Source organism: Arenibacterium halophilum (assembly GCF_005938225.1).
Classification (GTDB): Bacteria; Pseudomonadota; Alphaproteobacteria; order Rhodobacterales; family Rhodobacteraceae; genus Arenibacterium; species Arenibacterium halophilum.
Genome location: NZ_VCPC01000002.1, coordinates 312,986 through 334,991, shown reverse-complemented (window position 1 = coordinate 334,991; position 22,006 = coordinate 312,986). Strand labels below are relative to the sequence as shown.

18 protein-coding genes are annotated in these 22,006 nt (G+C 64.6%); 8 read left to right on the top strand and 10 right to left on the bottom strand.

Annotation, left to right across the window (positions count from 1 at the left end; all coding sequences use genetic code 11):
- Positions 1 to 53 precede the first annotated feature (53 nt).
- Genes FGK64_RS08355 through FGK64_RS08345 form a run of 3 tightly spaced genes read right to left on the bottom strand, consistent with a single transcriptional unit; the run spans position 54 to position 4,243 of the window.
- The gene (locus tag FGK64_RS08355) at positions 54 to 1,214 is read right to left on the bottom strand and encodes a M20 aminoacylase family protein (RefSeq protein ID WP_138863361.1); all 1,161 of its coding nucleotides are present in this window, start codon (positions 1,212 to 1,214) and stop codon (positions 54 to 56) included.
- A 21-nt stretch (positions 1,215 to 1,235) separates the two neighbouring features.
- Positions 1,236 to 2,402 carry a M20 aminoacylase family protein gene (locus FGK64_RS08350; protein ID WP_138863360.1) on the bottom strand — a complete coding sequence of 389 codons (1,167 nt, stop codon included), beginning with the start codon at positions 2,400 to 2,402 and terminating at the stop codon, positions 1,236 to 1,238.
- A 20-nt stretch (positions 2,403 to 2,422) separates the two neighbouring features.
- Positions 2,423 to 4,243 (bottom strand): ABC transporter ATP-binding protein, encoded by a 1,821-nt coding sequence (locus FGK64_RS08345; RefSeq protein WP_138863359.1) that lies wholly within the window; start codon positions 4,241 to 4,243, stop codon positions 2,423 to 2,425.
- A gap of 283 nt (positions 4,244 to 4,526) precedes the next feature.
- On the opposite strand from FGK64_RS08345, the gene FGK64_RS08340 reads away from it, so the two are divergent.
- The 4 genes from FGK64_RS08340 (at position 4,527) to FGK64_RS08325 (ending at position 9,443) form a co-directional block, all read left to right on the top strand.
- On the top strand, positions 4,527 to 6,233 hold the full coding sequence (locus tag FGK64_RS08340; RefSeq protein WP_138863358.1) for a peptide ABC transporter substrate-binding protein: 1,707 nt from the start codon (positions 4,527 to 4,529) through the stop codon (positions 6,231 to 6,233).
- Positions 6,234 to 6,329: 96 nt separating this feature from the next.
- Positions 6,330 to 7,337, top strand: a complete 1,008-nt coding sequence (locus FGK64_RS08335) for an ABC transporter permease (protein WP_138863357.1) — start codon at positions 6,330 to 6,332, stop codon at positions 7,335 to 7,337.
- Entirely contained in the window at positions 7,330 to 8,307 is a 978-nt protein-coding gene (locus FGK64_RS08330; protein ID WP_138863356.1) for an ABC transporter permease, read from the top strand. Before FGK64_RS08335 ends, FGK64_RS08330 begins: the two co-directional genes overlap by 8 nt.
- A 107-nt stretch (positions 8,308 to 8,414) precedes the next feature.
- Positions 8,415 to 9,443 (top strand): YeeE/YedE family protein, encoded by a 1,029-nt coding sequence (locus FGK64_RS08325; protein ID WP_138863355.1) that lies wholly within the window; start codon positions 8,415 to 8,417, stop codon positions 9,441 to 9,443.
- Here FGK64_RS08325 and FGK64_RS08320 read toward each other — a convergent pair.
- Positions 9,440 to 10,024 (bottom strand): TetR/AcrR family transcriptional regulator, encoded by a 585-nt coding sequence (locus FGK64_RS08320; protein WP_138863354.1) that lies wholly within the window; start codon positions 10,022 to 10,024, stop codon positions 9,440 to 9,442. The two genes, FGK64_RS08325 and FGK64_RS08320, sit on opposite strands and share 4 nt — an antisense overlap.
- 90 nt (positions 10,025 to 10,114) lie before the next feature.
- On the opposite strand from FGK64_RS08320, the gene FGK64_RS08315 reads away from it, so the two are divergent.
- Positions 10,115 to 10,579 (top strand): (2Fe-2S)-binding protein, encoded by a 465-nt coding sequence (locus FGK64_RS08315; protein ID WP_138863353.1) that lies wholly within the window; start codon positions 10,115 to 10,117, stop codon positions 10,577 to 10,579.
- Between the two features lie 3 nt (positions 10,580 to 10,582).
- Positions 10,583 to 12,826, top strand: a complete 2,244-nt coding sequence (locus FGK64_RS08310) for a xanthine dehydrogenase family protein molybdopterin-binding subunit (protein WP_138863352.1) — start codon at positions 10,583 to 10,585, stop codon at positions 12,824 to 12,826.
- A gap of 6 nt (positions 12,827 to 12,832) precedes the next feature.
- On the opposite strand, the gene FGK64_RS08305 is transcribed toward FGK64_RS08310, so the two are convergent.
- The 4 genes from FGK64_RS08305 to FGK64_RS08290 form a co-directional block, all read right to left on the bottom strand.
- Entirely contained in the window at positions 12,833 to 13,612 is a 780-nt protein-coding gene (locus FGK64_RS08305) for a gamma-glutamyl-gamma-aminobutyrate hydrolase family protein (protein WP_138863351.1), read from the bottom strand.
- Between the two features lie 132 nt (positions 13,613 to 13,744).
- Positions 13,745 to 14,167 carry a GlcG/HbpS family heme-binding protein gene (locus FGK64_RS08300; RefSeq protein WP_138863350.1) on the bottom strand — a complete coding sequence of 141 codons (423 nt, stop codon included), beginning with the start codon at positions 14,165 to 14,167 and terminating at the stop codon, positions 13,745 to 13,747.
- A 42-nt stretch (positions 14,168 to 14,209) separates the two neighbouring features.
- Positions 14,210 to 16,348, bottom strand: a complete 2,139-nt coding sequence (locus tag FGK64_RS08295; protein ID WP_138863349.1) for a malate synthase G — start codon at positions 16,346 to 16,348, stop codon at positions 14,210 to 14,212.
- A 201-nt stretch (positions 16,349 to 16,549) separates the two neighbouring features.
- The gene (locus FGK64_RS08290) at positions 16,550 to 16,741 is read right to left on the bottom strand and encodes a hypothetical protein (RefSeq protein WP_138863348.1); all 192 of its coding nucleotides are present in this window, start codon (positions 16,739 to 16,741) and stop codon (positions 16,550 to 16,552) included.
- A gap of 126 nt (positions 16,742 to 16,867) precedes the next feature.
- Between FGK64_RS08290 and pepN the strand changes: the two genes are divergently transcribed.
- Both pepN and FGK64_RS08280 read left to right on the top strand, forming a co-directional pair.
- Positions 16,868 to 19,423 (top strand): aminopeptidase N, encoded by a 2,556-nt coding sequence (gene pepN, locus FGK64_RS08285; RefSeq protein WP_138863347.1) that lies wholly within the window; start codon positions 16,868 to 16,870, stop codon positions 19,421 to 19,423.
- 3 nt (positions 19,424 to 19,426) lie between these two features.
- A complete protein-coding gene (locus FGK64_RS08280) occupies positions 19,427 to 19,879 on the top strand; it encodes a hypothetical protein (RefSeq protein ID WP_138863346.1) in 453 nt (150 codons plus the stop codon).
- Positions 19,880 to 20,047: 168 nt separating this feature from the next.
- Here FGK64_RS08280 and FGK64_RS08275 read toward each other — a convergent pair whose 3' ends face one another.
- Together FGK64_RS08275 and FGK64_RS08270 are read right to left on the bottom strand one after the other, a co-directional pair.
- A complete protein-coding gene (locus FGK64_RS08275; protein WP_138863345.1) occupies positions 20,048 to 20,638 on the bottom strand; it encodes a GNAT family N-acetyltransferase in 591 nt (196 codons plus the stop codon).
- Positions 20,639 to 21,052: 414 nt separating this feature from the next.
- A complete protein-coding gene (locus tag FGK64_RS08270) occupies positions 21,053 to 22,003 on the bottom strand; it encodes a homocysteine S-methyltransferase family protein (protein WP_171054015.1) in 951 nt (316 codons plus the stop codon).
- Positions 22,004 to 22,006 lie beyond the last annotated feature (3 nt).

Below are 22,006 nucleotides of genomic sequence, written 5' to 3'. Positions count from 1 at the left end.
TGCTGGTGGCAGGATCAACCAGTTAGGGCCACGGCCTGTGCGATCCAGTGTGCCTAGGCGCGCAGCCGTTGTTCGACCAGTTCGGCGAACCAGCTGGCGCCTGCCGGAATGACCTCGTCGTTGAAATCGTATTCGGGATGGTGCAGCCCGGCGCTGTCGCCGTTGCCAAGGAAAATGAACGCGCCGGGGCGGGCCTGAAGCATATAGGAAAAATCCTCGCCCCCCATGATCAGCGGGGCCTCTGTGCAATCGCCCGAGACGGCGCGCGCGATACCGGCGGCAAAGGCGGCGGGTTCGTCGGAATTCACGGTGATCGGAACATGGCGCAGATATTCGACCTGCGCGCTGCCGCCGAAAGTGGCGGCGACACCATGGGCCACCTCGGCGATCCGGGCCTCGATCATATCCTGCATGTCGGCGGCATGGCTGCGCACGGTGCCGCGCAGGCGCACGGAATCGGGGATCACGTTGAAGGCGGTGGAAGATGTGGTGAAGGCGGTGACCGACAGCACGCCCTGTTTCACCGGATCCATGTTGCGCGCCACGATGGTTTGCAGCGCCACGACCATATGGCTGGCCAGAACGGTGGTATCGACGGTGTCATGCGGCGCGGCGGCATGGCCGCCCTTGCCCTGAACGGTGATGAAAAATTCATCCGTCGCGGCCATCACCGGGCCGGGCCGGATGGCAAACTGACCCGACGGCATCCCGGGCATGTTGTGCAGCCCGTAAACCTCGTCGACACCCCAGCGATCCATGCAGCCATCGTCAACCATCGCCTTGGCGCCCGACCCCAGTTCCTCGGCCGGTTGGAACAGCACAACCACCGTGCCGTCGAAATTGCGCGTCTCGGCCAGGTACTGCGCGGCACCCAGCACCATCGTGGTGTGCCCGTCGTGCCCGCAGGCGTGCATCGCGCCTTCGGTCAGCGAGGCATGGCCCGCCCCCGTCGCCTCGACAATCGGCAGCGCGTCCATATCGGCGCGCAGCCCGATGGTGCGCCCCGCCCCGCCGTTGCGGCCCCGGATCACGCCGACAACGCCGGTCTGGCCGACGCCGGTTGCCACCTCGTCACAGCCGATGTCGCGCAGCCGCGCGGCCACCAATTCGGCAGTACGATGCGTGTCGAACCCGATTTCGGGATGGGCGTGAATATCGCGGCGCAGCGCCGCAAGTTCGGGTTGCAGGGCCGCGATGCGGTTCTTGACGGGCATTTGGCCTCCTTGGTGCCGCGCTTACGCGGCGGGCATCCGTTTTTCCACGATCTCGGCAAACCAGGAACAGCCCGCCGGGATGATGTCATCGTTGAAGACATAGGCGGGGTGGTGCACCTGCGGGCCATCTCCGTTGCCAAGGAACATATAGGCGCCGGGGCGCACCTCGAGCATGAACGAAAAATCCTCGCCCGCCATGATGGGCACGGTGTTGCGTTCGACGCGGCCAGCGACGGATTCGGCCATGTCGGCGGCGAAATCCGTGTTCTCGGGGTGGTTCATCGTAACGGGGCAACCAAGTTGATAGTCGATCTGGGCCGTGCAGCCGTAGGCATCGGCCGTGGCGCTGACGATCTTTTCCAGCCGCGCCTGCGCCAGGTCGCGCACCGCGCCGTCCAGCGCGCGCACCGTGCCGCGCAGCAGCACCGTCTGCGGCAGCACGTTATAGGCCTCGGTCTCGCTGCGCAGGGTGCAGACCGAAACGATCACCTGTTTCAGAGGGTCCACGTTGCGCGAGGCGATGGATTGCAGCGCTACCATCACATGAGCGGCGGCAAGATTGGTGTCGATCGCCTCGTGCGGGGCGGCGGCATGGCCGCCCTTGCCGGTCAGCACCACGTCGAATTGGTCGGCCGACGCCAGCAGCGGCCCGGGGCGAATGTGAAACTCTCCGGCAGGAGCTCCGGGATGGTTGTGCATACCGTACACCTCTTGCACGCCCCAACGCTCCATCATGCCTTCGTCGCACATCACGCGCCCGCCACAACCGCCCTCTTCCGCCGGCTGAAAGATCAACACGACCTTGCCGTCGAAATTCCGCGTCTCGTGCAGGTACTTGGCCGCGCCCAGCAACATCGCGGTGTGCCCGTCGTGCCCGCAGGCGTGCATCTTGCCGGGGTGGGTACTGGCATAGTCCAGCCCGGTCGCCTCCTGAATTGGCAGCGCGTCCATGTCGGCGCGCAGCCCGACCACCCGGCCCGAGGTGTTGGTGCGCCCCTCGATCACCGCCACGATGCCCGTCTGCGCAATGCCCGTGGTGATATCGGTGATCCCCATCTCACGCAGGACGCCTTCGACATAGGCCGAGGTTTTTGGCAGATCGAACAGCAATTCGGGGATCGTATGCAGATGCCGCCGCCAGCCGGTGATTTCGGGATGCAGCTCGGCGAAACGGTTCTTGATCGGCATGGTGGCCCCCTCTGGTTGCCCTAGTACCCGCTGTCGGTGGTCAGCACGAAATGCCCCGGTTCCACCTCGTCATAGGCCGAGGGCTGCGGGTCGTAGTCCAGACCATGGATCGGCGAGGGGATCGGTTTGAAATTCAGATCACGTTCGGATTTGCGCAGGGTCGGATCGGCGATCGGCACCGCCTTCATCAGCGCCTTGGTATAGGCGTGCTGCGGGTTTTCGAACACCCGCGCGCGCGGCCCGATTTCGACGATGCGACCCAGGTACATCACGCCAACCTGGTGGCTGACACGTTCCACCACGGCCATGTCATGACTGATGAACAGGTAGGACAGGCCCAGATCGGCCTGAAGCTCCATCATCAGGTTCACCACCTGCGCCTGCACCGACACGTCCAGCGCCGACACCGCCTCGTCCGCGACGATCAGCTTGGGGCGCAGGGCCAGCGCGCGGGCGATGGCAATACGCTGGCGCTGACCACCCGACATTTCATGCGGATAGCGGCGCATGAAGCTGCGCGGCAGTTCCACCCGGTCGAACAGCTGGGCCACCCGGTCGGTGATTTCCGACCCGCTGGCGATGCCATAGTTACGCATCGGTTCCGCCACCTGATCGATCAGCTGCATCTGCGGGTTGAGCGAGGCAAAGGGATCCTGAAAGATCATCTGCATGTCGCGCCGCGCCTGCCGCAGCTCGGACGCGTTCAGCGCCAGAACATCTGTGCCGTCCAGGTCGATCTTACCCCGCAACGGTTCGACCAGCCGCAGGATCGAGCGCCCGGCGGTGGATTTGCCGCACCCGGATTCCCCCACGAGGCTGAGTGTCTGGCCCTTGTTCAGCGTAAACGACACATCCTCGACCGCGTGCACATTGGCCACGGTGCGCCGCATCAGCCCACCCTTGACCGGGAAGCGCGTGGTCAGATTGCGCACGCTCAGCAGCGTTTCATCGGTGCCGGGGATCGGCGCGATCTTCTGCCCTTCGACGCCCAGCAGGCGCATCGGTTCCGGCGCGGCCTTGCCCTGCATTTCGCCCAGCTTGGGAACAGCGGCCAGCAGCGCCTTGGTATAAGGGTGCTGGGGCGCGTTGAAGATTTGCTCGACCGGCCCCTCTTCCACCTTGTTGCCGCGGAACATCACAACCACGCGGTCGGCCATCTGGGCCACCACGGCCATGTCGTGGGTGATGAACATTACCGCCGTGCCAGTTTCGCGCTTGAGCCGGTCCATCAGCGCAAGGATTTCGGCCTGAATGGTCACATCCAGTGCGGTGGTCGGCTCATCCGCGATCAGAAGGCGCGGACGGCAGGCCATCGCCATGGCGATCACCACGCGCTGGCGCATCCCGCCCGAAAGTTCGTGCGGGTATTGCTCCAGCCGGCGTTCCGGTTCGGGAATGCGCACCTCGCGCAGCAGTTCCAGCGCGCGGGCACGGGCCTGCGCCTTGCCCATGCCACGATGCACACGCAGACCCTCGGTCAGCTGGCGGCCCACGGTGAACACCGGGTTCAGCGCCGTCATCGGCTCCTGAAAGATCATCCCGATCTCGTTGCCGCGAATGTCGCGCATTTCGGCCTGATCGGTTGTGGCCAGATCGGTTTGCCCGCCCTCCTTGCGATCAAACAGCAGCCGCCCGCCCGCAATCTCTCCGCCGCCGTATTCCACCAGCCGCATCAGCGACAGGGACGACACCGATTTGCCCGACCCGGATTCGCCGACGATGCACACGGTTTCGCCCGGCCGGATCGAAAACGACACATCCTCGACCCCAACGACGGGGCCATCCTTTGTTTGAAATTCCACCCGCAGGTTCTGGATTTCGGCAATCGGCTGGTCGAGCATGGCGCCCCCGCTCCCCTGTTGTTGCTGCCCGGGAATGCCCAAGGCTAAGGCGCGGTTCGATCTGCTGTCAAACCCTTCGCCCGCATTACCCTAGGCAAGGCTTGCTTTTTTCTCAAACTCTGTTTCGATAGCTGCGTATTCGGGAGGCACAAACTGGGCCACGCCGAACATTGGGACGCAAATTCCTAGTGTCGGCAAAGGCTTGCCGCAAACCCGATACCGTCGCTTCCCGCTGGGAAAGCGGGAAAAAAGAGACACCGATGTGTCCAACAAGGAGTGAAAAATGAAAACCAGAGCCTTATTGCTGGGCGCGATCTCGGGGCTGGCAATGGCCCCCGCGGCCTTTGCCGAGCGCGGATCGGATGGCACCGTCAGCATCATTTACTGGCAGGCGCCGTCGATCATGAACCCCTTCCTGTCGGGTGGCACGAAAGACGTGGAAGCAGCGTCGATCGTGATCGAACCGCTGGCCCGCTATGACGAAGAAGGCACGCTGACCCCCTGGCTGGTTGACGAAATTCCGACCGTTGAAAACGGTGGCGTGTCCGAGGATCTGACCACGATCACCTGGAAGATCACCCCCGGCATCATGTGGTCGGACGGCACGCCCTTTACCGCGAACGACGTGAAATTCACCGCCGATTACTGCATGGACGAGGCAGGCGGCTGCGCGCAGGTTACCAAGTTCGAGGGCGTCAGCTCGGTCGAAGTGGTGGACGATCTGACCGTCAAGGTCACCTTTGCCGCGCCCACACCCTTCCCCTATGGCCCCTTCGTCGGTGGCGAAAGCCCGATCATCCAGGCCGCTCAGTTTGCCGATTGCATGGGCGCCAAGGCCCCGGAGTGCACCGAGCAGAACTTCAACCCGATCGGCACCGGCCCCTTCGTCGTGGATGAATTCAAGCCCAACGACGTGATCACCCTGTCGGCCAACCCGAACTTCCGTCACCCGGACAAACCGGCCTTTGCCAAGGTCCTGTTCAAAGGGGGCGGCGATGCGACGGCCGCGGGTCGTGCCGTGATGGAAACCGGCGAATTCGACTATGCCTGGAACCTGCAGCTGGCGCCCGACGTGATCGCCAACATGGAAGCAGGCGGCAAGGGCGTGGCCGTCGCGGGCTTTGGTCCGCTGATGGAACGCATCATGCTGAACAACACCAACCCCGATCCGGCGCTTGGGCCCGACGAACGCTCGGTGGTGCGCCCGCACCCCTTCCTTGGCGATCCGGCGGTCTACAAGGCGATGTCGATGGCGATCGACCGCCCGCTGCTGGTTGAAATCGGCTATGGTCAGGCCGGTAAGGTCACCTGCAACTGGGTGCCCGCGCCCGAGGCCGTGAATTCCGACACCTTCAGCTGCGACACCCAGGACATCGAAGGCGCCAAGGCGATGCTGGAAGAAGCCGGGTATAAGGACACCAATGGCGACGGCGTTCGGGAAACCCCCGATGGCAAGCCGATGAAGATCCTCTACCAGACCTCGACCAACGCCGTGCGTCAGGATTTCCAAGCGCTGATCAAGGAATGGTGGACCCAGATCGGCATCGAATCCGAGCTGCGCAACGTGAACTCCTCGGTGTTCTTCGGCGGTGACCCGGGCAGCCCGGACACCTTCCAGAAGTTCTATGCCGACGTGGAAATGTACGCCAACACATTCAACGGCACCGATCCCCAAAGCTATCTGGGTAACGCGCTTTGCGACAAGGTGCCCAGCCCGGCATCGCAGTGGCAGGGTGAGAACGTGGCGCGCTTCTGCTCGGAAGAGTATGACGCCCTGCACGAGCAGCTGACCAAGACCGCCGGTGCCGATGAACGCGCCCAGATCGCGCGTCAGCTGAATGACATGGTGATCGAAGGCGGCGGCATGATCCCGCTGGTGCACCGTGGCCGTCTGTCGGCCCACTCGAACACCTTGGGCGGCGTCATCCTGAACGTCTGGGACAGCGAACTGTGGAACGTGGCCGACTGGCACCGCCTGCAAGGCTCGTAAACGCGATGGCACAGCCCCGGACCGGTTCCGGGGCTGTCTGCCCATCCGACCCGCCTCAAAAATAACAACAAGACGAAGCTGTAAAGGCGTCGCCTCATGCTGACTTTTACGATCAGACGTCTCGTTCTGGCTGTCCCTACCCTATTGTTCATCAGCCTTGCGATTTTCCTGCTGCTGGAGCTCGCCCCCGGCGATCCGATGGCCCAGGTGCCGCTGACGGTGCCGCCCGAGGTCAAGGAAAAGATGCGCGAGGCGCTGGGGCTGGGCGAACCCATGCATATCCGGTTCTGGAAATGGATCGTGCAGTTCTTCTGGATCGAGCCGCAGGTTCTGATCGACCATATCTTCGGCACCTCGTTCAGCGCCGGCGACCTGCGGGTGATTTCCTGGCAGACCCGGTCGCCCGTAATGGACATCGTGGTGCAGCGCATTCCGCAGACGCTCTGGGTGGTCGGCACCGCCTATGTCGTCGCGACGATCATCGCCATTCCCATCGGGATCTATTCGGCCTACCGGCAGTATTCGTGGTTCGACCAGTTGGGCACCTTCGTGTCGATGATCGGCTTTTCGGTGCCGCCGTTCTTTTCCGGCGTGCTGGTGATCGTGATCTTTTCCGTCAACCTGGGCTGGTTCCCGTCGATCTATGACACCACGCTGGTGGTCAACAGCTGGGACAGCTTCGTGACGCAACTGAAACAGATGGTCATGCCGGTGATGGTGCTGGCTCTGCAGATCACCGCGCAGACCAGCCGGTTCATGCGGGCCTCGATGCTGGACAACCTGAACCAGGATTACGTCCGCACCGCGCGCGCCAAAGGGTTGGGCGAGTACACGGTCGTGATGGTCCACGTCCTGCGCAACTCGATGATTCCGGTGGTCACCGTGATCGCGCTGGGGGTGCCGGCGATCTTTGGCGGCGCCATCATCACCGAGCAGGTGTTCAAGGTGAACGGCATCGGCCAGCTACTGATCACCGCGCTTCAGGCCAACGACCTGCCGATGGTGCAGACGCTGACCTTCATCTTTGCCGTGCTGATCGTGCTGTTCAACCTGATCGCCGACGTCCTGTACGGCATTCTTGACCCGAGGATCCGCTATGACTGATCGCGAGCCTCTTGTGCCCGACGAAGGGCTGGCCCCCGCGTCCGAGGCCACCATCGGCGCCGCAGGCCCCCTGCGCGACACGCTGACCACCGCGCCGCGCAGCCAGTGGCGCAACGTGTGGGATCAGTTCACCCACCACAAGGGCGCCATGGCGGGCGGCATCATCTTTCTGCTGATCGTCTTTGCGGTGTTCCTTGGCCCGTTCTTCTGGACGCTCGAGGCGACCCAGATCGACATTCGTGCGCGCAATCAGGGGCCGTCGCTGGCGCATCCCTTCGGAACCGACCAGCTGGGCCGCGACATGCTCGCGCGCATGATGGAGGGCGGGCGTACCTCGGTTTCGGTCGGGATTGCCGCGATGCTGCTGGCGCTGTTCGTTGGCTCGTTCGTCGGTGTGGTGGCGGGGTATTTCCGCCGGCTCGACAGCTTGCTGATGCGCCTGACCGACCTGTTCCTGGCGCTGCCCCTGCTGCCGCTGCTGCTGGTGATGATGCTGCTTTTCCGCGAACCGCTGTCGGCGGCATTTGGCACGGAACAGGGCATTTTCATCCTGATCGTCTGCGCCATCGGCATCACCAGCTGGATGCCCACCGCACGCATCGTGCGCGGCGACGTGCTGGCGCTGAAGGAACGCGAATTCGTGCTTGCGGCGCGGTCCATCGGGACGACGAACACCAAGATGATCGCGCGCCATATCCTGCCCAACGTGCTGTCGCCGATCATGGTCTCGGCCACGCTGGGCATCGCCAACGCGATCATCACGGAAAGCGCGCTGTCCTTCCTTGGCCTTGGCTTTCCGCCGGATTTCCCGACCTGGGGGCGTCTGCTGTTCGACGCGACGGACTACCTGCAGCAATACCCCTCGCGCGTGGTCTGGCCGGGTGTGGCGATTTCGCTGACGGTGCTGAGTGTCAACTACCTGGGCGACGGTCTGCGCGACGCGCTCGACCCGCGCAGCCGGTCGCGCTAGGCGTTTCCAAGGGGCGCGGGTCACGGCCTGCGCCCCCCAGACTTGAACCACGGCGCGATTTGCGCCATCCCGGGGGCGCACCCCGCCCCTAACAAAAGCGCGCCCCCATGTTCGAGTCCCTCGGTTTCGAAGAGTTCACCGCCCGGCAGGCCAGCGTTGTGCTGGGCCTGGCGATTGGCATCCTGTTCGGCGTTTTGGCCGAGCGGACCAAGTTCTGTTTCCGCCGCTCGCTGGTGGGCGAGGACGCGCGCGCCGCGCTTGGCATCTGGCTGATGGCGCTGGCCGTGGCCGTCGCCGGCACGCAGGGCGCGGTGGCGCTTGGTTGGATCAGCTTTGACGAACACCGCTTCATGGCCCCCGCCCTGCCCGCGCTGGCGATTGCCGCAGGCGGTCTAATGTTCGGCGCGGGCATGGTGCTGACGCGGGGATGTGTCTCGCGGCTGACGGTGCTGGGCGCGGGCGGCAACCTGCGCGCGCTGACGGTGCTGATGGTCTTTGCCATCGTCGCCCACGCCACGCTGAAAGGCGTGCTGGCCCCGCTGCGCACGACGCTTGGTTCGGTGACCGTGCCAATGGGCGATGCCATCTCGCTTGCCGCGTTGCCGGGCGGTGCGCCGGTCTGGGCCGGGGTGATCGTGCTGGCCTGTCTGGCCGTCGCGCTGCGCTCGGGCAACCGGCCCGCTCATCTGCTGATGGCCGCGCTGATCGGGCTGCTGGTGCCTCTGGCCTGGGTCGGCACCGGCTTTGTGCTGTTCGACGATTTCGACCCGATCGCGATGGAAAGCATGTCTTTCACCTTACCCAGCGCGGAAACGCTGTTCTTTGTCATCGCCTCCAGCGCCATTCCCGCCAGCTTTGGCCCTGCTCTGGTGGGCGGCGTGCTGATCGGGGCCTGCGCATCGGCGCTGATCTTCGGCACTTTCCGTTGGCAGAGTTTCGCCAGCCCGGGCGGCACGGGCCGCTATTTTCTCGGCGCGGCGCTGATGGGCGTGGGCGGCGTGCTGGCCGGGGGCTGCACGCTGGGCGCGGGCCTGTCGGGCGTGCCGACGCTGTCACTGGCGGCCATTCTGGGGATCGTGTCGATTGCTGTCGGCGGTCTGGCCTGTCACGCGCTGGTCGATCGGCGCGCGGCCTAGGGTTTGGCCAGACCGGCCGCCACGATGTCGGCCAAAGTCGCCAGCCGCGTCCGGTAGCTGTCGAAATCGGGCACGTCCATCTTCAGCCCCTTCATCGCCGCCGTGATGGTCTGCGCGACCTGCTCTGCCGGGGCGCTCAGGCGCACCCGCCCGGCCTGTGCCTGCGCCGCCAGCCAATCTGCGTAGACCGCCGTCAGCCGCGCCTCGCCCTCGGTCACGATATCGGCGGCGGTCGTCTTGGTGGAATCGATCAGGTCCATCCCATGCGGCGAGCTTAACATCGCCTTCACGATCTCGGCCCCCTGCGTGGCCATCGCGGCGCGCAACGCGCCTTGCACGTCGCCCTGCCCTGCCAGGGCCTTGCCCACGTCGATCATCGCCTGATCGTAGTACCACGCCGCGAGGCTGCGAAAGATGTCTTCCTTGTTGCGGTAATGCTGATACAGCGCCGGGCGCGACATCTGCGCCGCGCGGGCAATGTCATCCATGGATGTCTTGCGAAACCCATAGGCGGCAAAGCACTGCCAAGCGGCATCCAGAATCGCCCGCTGGCGCGGGTCGGGGGCAATCGCATTTCTCATGCGACAGCTCTGACAAAATTGGTGAATTTTGTCAATTTACAACCTGACACTTTTAGTTCATTATGTCAGAACCCAGCCGGAGGACTCCCCATGCCCCTAACCCTGACCGTGAATGGCACAGACCACCAGACTGACCTGCCCGAGAATGTGCCCCTGCTCTGGGTGCTGCGCGACGACCTGGGACTGACGGGCACGAAATTCGGCTGCGGCATCGCGGCCTGTGGCGCCTGCACAGTGCATGTGGGCGGCGTGGCCGTGCGCAGCTGCCAATTGCCGGTCGGCGATGTCTGGGACGAGGTGACGACCATCGAAGGCTTGGGCACCCCCGCCGCGCTGTCTGCGGTGCAAGCGGCCTGGGTCGAACACCAGGTGGCGCAATGCGGCTATTGCCAGTCGGGCCAGATCATGCAGGCCGCCGCGCTGCTGGCTGAAATACCCGACCCAAGCGATGCCGAGATTGACGAAGCGATGCAGGGCAACCTGTGCCGCTGTGGGACCTATCCGCGCATCCGGGCGGCGGTGAAAACCGCCTCTGCCAAGATGAAGGAGGTTTAATCCATGTCCCGCATCGGAAAAATCGCCCGGCGCAGCTTTCTTGTCGGCTCGGTCGCCATCGTGGGCGGCGTGGGTTTTGGCCTCTACAAGGTCCGCCAGCCCGCCGCCAATCCGCTGACTCCGCCCGAGGGCGCCGCCGCCATTACGCCGTTTGTGCTGATCGACGCGCAGGGCATCACGCTGATTTCGCCCCGCGCCGAGATGGGGCAAGGCGTGCATACCACATGGGCCGCGCTGATCGCCGAAGAACTGGACGTTGACATGGCGGATGTGCGCGTGATCCACGGACCGGCAGCCAAGGCCTATTACAATTCCGCCGTGGTGGGCGATGCCCTGCCCGGGCGCGATTACGACAAGTCGGAGTTTCAGCATTCCGTGGCCGAGGCGCTTGGCGTTCTGGGCAAGCTGATCAGCTTTCAGATCACGGGCGGGTCAACCTCGATGAAGGACGGGTTTACCCGGATGCGCGAGGCCGGGGCCGTGGCGCGCGAAACGCTGAAGCTGGCCGCCGCCGAGCAGCTGGGCGTGCCGGTGGGCCAATTGCGCACCGCGCAAGGCAAGGTGATCGCGCCCGATGGCACCGAACTGCCCTATACCGCGCTGGCCGGGGCCGCCGCCGAGATAACGCCGCCCAGCGCACCCGCGCTGCGCGATGCGCGCGACTGGCGCATCCTTGGCAAATCGCAGCCGCGCGTGGACATGGTGGCGAAATCCACCGGCACCGCGCAATTCGGGATCGACGTTCGCTTGCCCGACATGCGCTTCGCCGCGCTGCGCATCAACCCGGCGCTTGGTGGAACGATGCAGGGCTATGACGATACCGCCGCCCGTGCGATGCCGGGGGTGGAAAAGGTGGTGCCGCTGACCAATGGCGTGGCGGTGGTGGCTTGCAACACATGGCTCGCGCAGCAGGCGGTGGACGCGATTAAGGTGCAATGGGGCGCCTCGCCCAACCCGCCCGATACCGATGCCGTCTTTGCCCGTATCGCTGCCGCGCTGGACGATGCGCCAAATTCGACGATGCGCGACGATGGCGATGTCGCCACCCTGCCCACAGGTGCCACGCTGGTCGAGGCCGCGTATCGCGCGCCCTACCTGGCCCATGCCACCATGGAGCCGATGAACGCCACCGCGCATTTCACCGGTGACGCGCTAGAGGTCTGGTGCGGCAACCAGACGCCCGTGTTCCAGCGCAATACCTGCGCCAAGATCGCCGGGCTGGAGCCCGAGGCCGTGACCATCCACACCACGCTGATGGGCGGCGGGTTCGGCCGCAGGGGAGAGCTGGACTTTGCCAGCTATGCCACCGAACTGGCCGTGGCGATGCCCGGCGTGCCGGTGCAGCTGACATGGTCGCGGGCCGAGGATATGACCCACGACTTCTATCGCCCCGGGGCTGTGGCGCGGTTTCGCGGCGCGGTTCAGAACGGCAAAGCGGTGATGGTCGACGGGCAGATCGCGGCGCAATCTGCGGTGCATCAGGCGATGGGCCGCCTTGCGGGTCTGCCTGCTGCGGGGCCCGACAAGGTGCTGGTCGAAGGCGCCTTCAACCAGCCTTATGCTATTCCGAACTACCGCATTCGCGGCCATATCGCGCCGCTGGACATCCCCGTCGGCTTCTGGCGGTCGGTCGGGAATTCCTTCAACGGTTTCTTCCACGACACGTTTCTGGACGAACTGGCCCATGCCGCCGGGCGCGACCCGCTGGACTTTCGGCTTCAGATGATGCGCGGTGAACATGCGCCCTCGGCCGGGTGTCTGGAAACCGTGGCGCAGATGTCGAACTGGACGGGGAAAACACCTGAGGGCGTGGGCCGCGGCGTGGCTTTTACTTACAGTTTCGGCACCCCGGTCGCGCAGGTGGTCGAAGTGGAACAGACCGAGGACGGCATCCGCATTGCCCGCGCCTGGATCGCCTGTGACATGGGGATCGCTCTGGACCGCAGCATCGTCGAGGCGCAGATGGTGGGCGGCATGATCTATGGCCTGTCTGCCGCGTGTTTCGGCGAAATCACCTTTGCCGAGGGCCGTGTCGAGCAGCAGAATTTCCCCGATTACGATGGGCTGCGCATTCACAACACGCCGGTGACCGAGGTTTCGGTCCTGGAAACCAACGCGCATATGGGCGGCGCGGGGGAACCGGGAACACCACCGTCAATGCCTGCGCTGGGCAATGCGCTGTTCGATCTGACAGGCCGCCGCGCGCGGAGCCTGCCGCTGATGCACGACTTTGACCTGCTGGTGTAAGGGCGGTTAACCCGCCTGCCGCAATGGATAGGGCCGTTTGTCTTTGGCCCAATCCCGCACAGCCGCGCCAAAGGCACAGAACAGCGGGCGCGAGACGGGATCGTTCTTGGCGTTCCATTCAGGGTGCCATTGTACCGACAGGGTGAACCCGGGCGCGTCACGGACATAGATCGCCTCGGGCGTGCCATCGGGGGCGTGGCCGTCGATGACAATCCGGGCGCCGGGCGCCTTGATCCCCTGCCCGTGCAACGTGTTTGTCATCACCTTGGGCGATCCGAACACCTGATGGAACGGCCCGCCTTCGGTCAGGGTGACTTCGTGGCGCAGGGCAAATTTTTCCTCGAGCGTGCCATCGGGGGGCATGCGGTGGTTGGTGCGGCCCGGCAGCTCGCGGATTTCGGGATAGAGCGTGCCGCCCATGGCCACGTTAACTTCTTGGAACCCCCGGCAGATGCCCAGAAACGGCTGGCCGCGTTCGACGCAGGCGCGCACCAGCGGCAGCACGATGGCATCACGCGCGCGGTCAAAGGCGCCATGCGCCTCGGTCGGGGCTTCGCCGTATTCTTCGGGGTGGACGTTGGGGCGCCCGCCAGTCAGCACGAACCCGTCGCAGCAGTCGAGCAGATCTTCGACCCGGCACAATGCAGGATCAGCCGGGATCAGCAGTGGAGTACAATCCGAGACGCTGGCCACGGCGGCCGAGTTCATCGACCCGCCCGCGTGAACCGGGTACTGATCGTTGAGAAGATGAACGTTACCGATGATACCGACGACGGGTCGTGACATGTGGATGGGCCTGCGTTGATCCTTGCCCCATTAGTATACCGGCAGTGTTAACGCGGCAACAACCCGGCTCTGCGCAGCGGCCCAAGTGGATGTGAGCCTGCGCACAGAAACCGGGCAATCGTGCCCGAGGGCCTAGGCTTCGCCTGTCAGCCCTGCCGCTTCGATCCCGGCCAGACCGGCGGCGGCGTCATTGTCCGAGGTGTCCCCCGTCACGCCCACCGCGCCAACGACACGGCCCTTGGCGTTCTTCAGCAGGATACCGCCCGGAACCGGCACGAAGCGCCCGCCGAACAGGCCGTTCATCGCGTTCACGAAATAGGCCTGCTGTTCGGCCCGCGCCATCTGTGCCTTGCCCGCCATGCCCAACATCACCGCGCCAAAGGCCTTGCCTGCAGCAATCTCGAACCGCCCGGCCGAAGCGCCATCTTCGCGTTCAAACGCCATCGGGTGGCCGCCTGCGTCCAGCACCACCACGGCCAGCGGGTTCAGCCCCATCTCGCGCCCGGCCTTGCGGGTGGCGCGCACGATGCGGCGCGCCTGTTTTGCCTTGATCATAGTCTTTGTCCCTTGCTTGGAAATTCGTCTGAACGCAGGCGCCTAGCCCGCGGCCTTCAACTCCAGCCGCCGCGCATGAAGCACCGGCTCGGTATAGCCCGAAGGCTGCACCCGCCCCCGGAATACCAGATCGCAGGCCGCCTGAAACGCCACGCCGTCGTAGTCGGGCGCCATCGGGCGATAAGCCGGATCGCCGGCGTTCTGGCGGTCCACCACCTCGGCCATCTTGCGCATGGCGGCCATCACCTCGGCCTCGGACACCACGCCGTGGTGCAGCCAGTTCGCCAGCGCCTGGCTGGAAATACGGCAGGTGGCGCGGTCTTCCATCAGGCCGACATCATTGATGTCAGGCACCTTGGAACAGCCGACGCCCTGATCGACCCAGCGCACAACATAGCCCAGAATACCCTGCGCGTTGTTTTCGATCTCGCGCGCGATTTCGTCCGAGGACAGGTTGCGCCCGGTCAGCACCGGAATGGTCAGCAGATCGTCCAGCGTGCCGCGCGGCCCGCCGGCGGCGATTTCGTCCTGACGGGCGAAGACGTCTACCTGGTGGTAATGCGTCGCGTGCAGCGTGGCCGCGGTGGGGCTGGGCACCCAGGCGCAGGTCGCGCCCGATTTCGGGTGGCCGATCTTCTGCTCCAGCATGTCGCCCATGCGGTCGGGCATGGCCCACATGCCCTTGCCCACCTGCGCGCGCCCCTGCAACCCGCAGGCCAGACCGATATCGACGTTGCGATCTTCATAGGACGCGATCCAAGGCGTGGCCTTCATGTCGCCCTTGGGCAGCATGGCGCCTGCCTCCATCGAGGTATGAATCTCGTCGCCGGTACGGTCCAGGAAGCCGGTGTTGATGAAGGCCACCCGCGATTTCGCGGCGCGGATACATTCCTTGAGGTTCACCGAGGTGCGGCGTTCCTCGTCCATGATGCCCAGCTTGACGGTGTTGCGCGGCAGGCCAAGAATGTCCTCGACCATGTCGAAAATCTCGACCGCGAATGCCACCTCTTGCGGGCCGTGCATCTTGGGCTTCACGATATAGACCGAGCCGTGTTCGCTGTTTCGCGGGCCACTGTCTTTCTTCAGGTCGTACATGGCGATCATCACGGTGACCAGCGCATCCATCAGCCCTTCGCCAATCTCGCGCCCTTCGCCGTCCAGCACGGCGGGGTTGGTCATCAGGTGGCCGACATTGCGCACCAGCATCAGCGAGCGGCCTTTGACGGCAAGGCTGCTGCCATCGGGGGCGGTGTACTCGGCGTCGTCGTGCAAGGCGCGCGTGACCTTTTTGCCGCCCTTTTCAAAAGTATCTTCAAGATCGCCGCGCATCAGGCCCAGCCAATTGCCATAAGCCAGCACCTTGTCCTCGGCATCGACGCAGGCAACCGAATCCTCGCAATCCATGATGGTCGAGAGGGCCGATTCAAGCCGAATATCCGAGACACCCGCCTTGTCCGAGCCGCCGATGGTCGAGCTGGCGTCGATCAGGATTTCAACGCCAAGCCCGTTGTTCGACAGCAGAACGCTGGTCGGCGCGGCCGAGTCTCCCTGATGGCCGGTGAATTGCGCCGGATTGGCCAGCGCAGGCGACAGTTGGCCATTCTGGACCTCGATCTTCGACACATCCGCCCACAACCCCGAGGCCAGCGGAACAGCGCGATCCAGGAAATCGCGGCCCCATGCAATGACCCGAGCGCCGCGCGCGGCGTCATATCCGCCGCCTTCCGGCAGATCGCCCAGCGCATCGGTGCCATAGAGCGCATCGTACAGCGACCCCCAGCGCGCGTTCGCCGCGTTCAGCGCAAAGCGGGCGTTGGTAATCGGCACCACAAGCTGTGGCCCGGCGATGCCAGCGATTTCCGGGTCAACGTTTTGGGTCTCGATGGTGAAATCCGGCCCCTCGGGCAGCAGATAACCGATCTCTGTCAGGAAATCACGATAGGCGGCGGCGTCATGCGCCTGCCCTTGGCGCGATTGGTGCCATGCGTCGATCTTTTGCTGGATTGCTTCGCGCTGTTCCAGAAAATCGCGGTTTTTCGGCCCCAGCTTTTCCACCATCCGCGCCAGACCGTCCCAGAAGGTGGCGGCGTCAATCCCTGTGCCGGGCAGCGCCCGCGCCTCGATAAACTCTACCAGCTCGGCCGCTACGGAAAGGCCGCTCTTGTCGTGCCGCTCGGTCATGTCGCAATCCCCTTCATTCTGATCTCCGTGCCGAGCATTAGAACGAAAGTTTCCTATAGGCAACAAGCTGGTCATCTTTACTGACCAATCTTACCAAGCAGCAGTTTCGCCCTGCCCCGAAGAATTCACCACAGAATGGCGCCGAGTCAAAAAGGCCGGACGCACTGTTGCACGCCCGGCCCACCCATCCATCTTCCGCGCTTAGTTTGCAGGCGCGGTTGTTTCCGTTTCCATCACCGGGCCACCGGTGTCGTCGCTGTCGGGCGACACGGCGTACCACAGCAGCCAGCCGACAAACAAAACCGCCACCACGATCAGGCTAAGCCAGATGCCCGACAGCGGGCCGCGATGATTGCGTTTTTGTTTCTCGAGATTTGTGTCGGGGGCTGACATGTCGGTCTCCGTTCCTGTTCCTGTCCTGCCCGCGTCGCAAGATTGATTGCGAAGGGGCCTTCGACACCCTAACAACAGGAGAACTCAATTGGTTTCGCGCACTCGCGCCAATGTGATGGAGCCCGCATGAAAGACGCCGCCCCCAAAACGATCTACCTGCAGGATTACACGCCCTTCGGTTATATCGTTGATGACGTGCACCTGACCTTCGATCTGGCCCCCAACGCCACGCGCGTGACCAGCCGCATCGCGTTTCGCCCGAACCCGGATGCCGAAGACACGCGGTTCTTTTTGCATGGCGAGGGGCTGACCCTGATCTCGGCCCGGATCAACGGTGAAGAGGTCGACCCCGAACTGTCGCCCGAAGGGCTGGTGCTGGATGTGCCCGCCCTGCCCTTCATCTGGGAATGCGAGGTCGAGATCGACCCGGCCAACAATACGGCACTTGAGGGGCTGTATATGTCGAACGGCATGTATTGCACCCAATGCGAGGCCGAGGGCTTTCGCAAGATCACCTATTACCCGGACCGCCCCGATGTGATGAGCACCTTTACCGTGCGCATCAACGGCGATCTGCCGGTGCTGCTGTCCAACGGCAACAAAGGCGACAGCGGCGAGGCCTGGGCCGAATGGCACGACCCCTGGCCAAAGCCGGCCTACCTGTTCGCGCTGGTCGCGGGCGAGCTGATCGCCCATCCCGGCACGTTCGAGACCTGCACGGGCCGCGAGGTCGAGCTGAACCTCTGGGTCCGCCCCGGGGATGAGGGCAAATGTGCCTTCGGCATGGACGCGCTGAAACGGTCGATGCGCTGGGACGAAGAGGTGTATGGCCGCGAATACGACCTTGATATCTTCAACATCGTCGCCGTGGACGATTTCAACATGGGCGCGATGGAGAACAAGGGGCTGAACATCTTCAACTCCTCCGCCGTGCTCGCCAGCCCAGAAACCTCGACCGACATGAATTTCGAACGGATCGAGGCGATCATCGCGCATGAATATTTCCACAACTGGACCGGCAATCGCATCACCTGCCGCGACTGGTTCCAGCTGTGTCTGAAAGAAGGGCTGACCGTGTTCCGCGACAGTCAGTTCACCGCCGACATGCGCAGCGCCCCAGTGAAACGTATCTCGGACGTGATCGACCTGCGCGCGCGCCAGTTCCCGGAAGACAACGGCCCGCTGGCGCATCCGGTGCGGCCCGAAAGCTTTCAGGAGATCAATAACTTCTACACTGCCACCGTCTATGAAAAAGGCGCCGAGGTCATCGCGATGCTGCGCCGCCTTGTGGGCGATGCCGCCTATGCCGAGGCGCTAGATCTGTATTTCGCACGCCACGACGGGCAGGCCTGCACGATCGAGGACTGGCTGAAGGTCTTTGAAGACGTCACCGGCCGCGACCTGACCCAGTTCAAACGCTGGTACAGCCAGGCCGGCACCCCGCGCCTGTCGGTGCAGGACGACTGGGACGATGCAGGCACGTACCGGCTGACCTTCACCCAAAGCACGCCGCCCAGCGTCGCCAGCCCTTCGCCCCAGCCACAGGTGATCCCGGTGGCCGTCGGGCTGCTGGCGCCCTCGGGCGAGGAAGTCGCCGAAACCCGCCTGCTGGAAATGACCGAGGCAACGCAAAGCTTTGACTTCACCGGCCTGCCCGAACGGCCCGTGCCATCAATCCTGCGCGGATTTTCGGCGCCGGTGATCCTTGAACGCGAGGTGACGACCGAAGAACGCGCCTTCCTGCTGGCCCATGACACCGACCCCTTCAACCGCTGGGATGCAGCCACGGCGCTGGCCCGCACCACGCTGAACGACATGGCGCTCCACGGTGCCGCCCCCGATCCGGCCTATCTGGATGGAATGTGTCGCGTGCTGGGCGACGACGGCCTCGACCCGGCCTATCGCGCGCTGATGCTGGCGCTTCCGGGGCAGTCCGAACTGGCCGCCGCACAGGCCGACGCGGGGCACCGCCCCGATCCGATGGCGATCTGGACCGCCTGCGAAACCCTGCGCCAGGCGCTGGCCGAACAGGCTGCCGAAATGCTGCCCGCCCTGTTCGAGGCCTGCCAGGTGACCGAGCCTTACAGCCCCGACGCCGAACAATCCGGTAAACGCGCCCTTGGCGGCGCGCTGCTGGCGCTGCTGACGCGCCTTGATGGCGGTGCCCGGGCCGAAGACCAATACGCCAAGGCCGACAATATGACGCTGCAACTCTCGGCATTGGGTCAGCTGATCCGCGCCGGTAAAGGCGACGCGCAGGTTGAGGCCTTCTATGACCAATGGCAAGGCGACCGGCTGGTGATCGACAAGTGGTTCATGCTGCAAGTTGTCCAATCCACGCCGGATCAGGCCGCCTCGGTCGCGCGCAAACTGACGGAGCACCCCGACTTCAACTGGAAGAACCCCAACCGCTTCCGCGCCACGCTGGGGGCGCTGGCGGGCCACCATGCAGGCTTCCACGCCGCCGACGGCTCGGGCTATTCGCTGCTGGCGGAATGGCTGATCAAACTTGATCCGCTGAACCCGCAGACCACCGCGCGCATGTGCGCCGCGTTCCAGACCTGGCGCCGCTATGACAGCGACCGTCAGGCGCTGATCCGCGCCGAGCTGTCCCGTATCGCCGCGCAACCGGGCCTCAGCCGCGACACGACGGAAATGGTGACCCGCATCCTGGGCAGCTGAGCCTTGGCCCACCACCCGGAGCCGTCCGGCCCGACGCTGCATTACGAAAGCTCGGGCCGCTCCGGGCGCACCGCTGTTGCACTGGCCGTGTGGTGGGGGGCGCTGATCTGGGCCGCGGCCGGCCTTAACGCCAGCCCGTGGATCATCGCGCCGCTCGCCTGCGCTGGCTTGCCAGCGGCCTGGGATCTCTTGCGCGCCACTCCGACGCGGCTGTTGCTCGACGGGCAGACCCTTTCGTGGCGACACGGCACATTGTCCGGCCAGACCGCCCTTTCCAACATCGAGCGCGTTCAGTTCGACACCCGCTGGGATTTTTCGGTCCGCATTCGCCTTTTTCTTGCCGATAAGACCCGCGTGACTCTTCCGCCGCCCTGCTCACCACCACACCGCGCACTCGAGCGCGCCCTTGCCAGCCATGGGGTCGCGACCCGGCGCAACCATTTCACCTTTGCCTGACATCGCTTGTCTCTGGGCAAATTATCTCTGGGGAACCCGCAAAGCGGACAGGGGCCGAGCCCCCTTTCATCACGTTTCCCGGCAAGGGAGGTGGAACCTCGACGGCAACCCCGACAACAGGATGCAGCGATCCGGGCGTCGGGGCCCTGAGTCAATCGCTTGCCCCTCCTACCCGGGCCTGCGCACCATGGCGGTCAGCGGCGGGCAATCGGCGGCCCGGATCTCGGCCGTGGCGACAAAGCCGCGGCGGGCATAGAGCGCGCGATTGCGCTCTGTCGTTGCCTCGAGGTAGGCGGGCACGCCAGTGCGATCGCAAATCTCGAGCACCGGCCGCAGCAAAGCCGACCCATGGCCGTGCCCCTGCATGTCAGGCTGTGTTCCGATTACCGGAAGATACCAGTGCGGCTCGTCCGGGTGATGGGCACCCATCTCCTGGATGACGGCGAAGGCATCGGCCTTGCGATGCGCAGGAAGCGAGCGGTCGATAATCTCGCACAGCGCGGATTCGTCCGGTTCGGACCCGGGCTGAATCCAGAGGGCCGCCGCCCCCGCGTTGAGACCCAATGTGCCCTCTTGAAACGCAGGCGCACCAAGTGCGGCTGCGAAAGCGGGAAAATACGCCCTGTAGTCCGCATCGTCCGGGTAAAGCCAGCGCACGGGCGGATCCTGTTGGAAGGCACGCTGAATGATGTTCAGCGCGCGGTTGGCGGGGGACCTCGCGGCGTCCGTCTGGGGCCGGATCAGGTTGATCAATGTCATTAGTTTACCTTTCAAATTGGTTTTGTGGCGGTCCGCCCCGAATGGCGGAGAAGGACTGCGATATCTTCAGTACGCCGCGCCGCGATACCGGAGCGCGACGCGCAAGGGCGGCCAGGCACCGGTATGTTTGCAGGCCCCTATTCGGCTCCGCGAGACACGAGGCGCAGATTGGCAGTCGGCTTGGCAGGGCGGTTTGCGGGCTTGCTATAGGCGACGCCGCGATAGCGCGTCGTCGGGCCATGCCCGAGCGGTTCAGGACTGGCAGAGCCAACAGCGACAGAACGGGCGCGAGCCGACACATAAATTATGCCAAATCCGGGAAGAGACGCGATCACAGATTTATTCCTTTTGAAAAATTGATGTGACTGGGGGTGCCCGGGAAAATCCCCGGGCACCTGCAGGGCGGTCAGGGCATCACGCGGCGCGGGAAGCCACGCAGCAATCGGCCATCGCCTCGACGTGGCGGTGATCGGTGCCGCAACAGCCGCCCAGGACCGAAAGGTTCGGCAAAAGGCGGCGCAGACGGGCATAGTCGCGCCCCAGTTCGGCCGGGTTACCGGCGTCAAGCTCTTCGGCCTCGTCCAGTTCTGCATGGCTGAGCCGCGAGGCATTGGCGCGCACGCCGCCGATCCGCTTCAACCATCCCGACCCCGCCGCAAGCGCCTCGTGGAAGTGGTCGGGGTGGGCGCAGTTGATCATGAAATAGGCCGCGCCGCCGTCGGTCCGCGCATCGGTTTCCTCGAAGGCCCAGCCCAGCGGGGTGCCGTCGGGCAGACGCCCGTCGGTTTCCACCGTGTAGGACACCACGACGGGCAAGCCGGCCTTTTGGGCGGCGCGGATCACCCCGACGCCCTCGGCGACGGTCGACAGGGTCACAGCGGTCACCATGTCAACGTCGGTTTCGGCGAACCAGCCGATCTGCTCGGCGTGATAGGCCTCGGCTTCGGCTTCGGTCATGGCGGTATTGGCCTGATAGCCATCGCCCCGCGGCCCGATATTGCCCGAGATCACCATCGGGCGCACCGATCCGGAGGCGCCGCGCAGATCCGACAGGAAACCGATGGCTGCCCGGTTGATCCGAGCCAAGTCTTCGGAGCTGTGACCCAGCTGCGCGCCCCAGTCGCGGCTGGCGCGCCAGGTCGGCGATTCCAGCAGGAAACCGGTGCCGTGGTCGGCGGCGATGCTGATGTGTCGGCGATAGTAGCGCGCCAGCGTTTCGCGCCCTTCGGGCGTCTCCATCAGCGGGTAAGCGGCAAAGGCCGGCAGGTCGAGGCCGTCGTGAAAGATCAGCGTCGTTTCCAGACCGGAATCGGTCAGCAGCAGGGTATCGTCCAGCTGGGGAAGGTTGTTGCGATAGATTGTCATGTG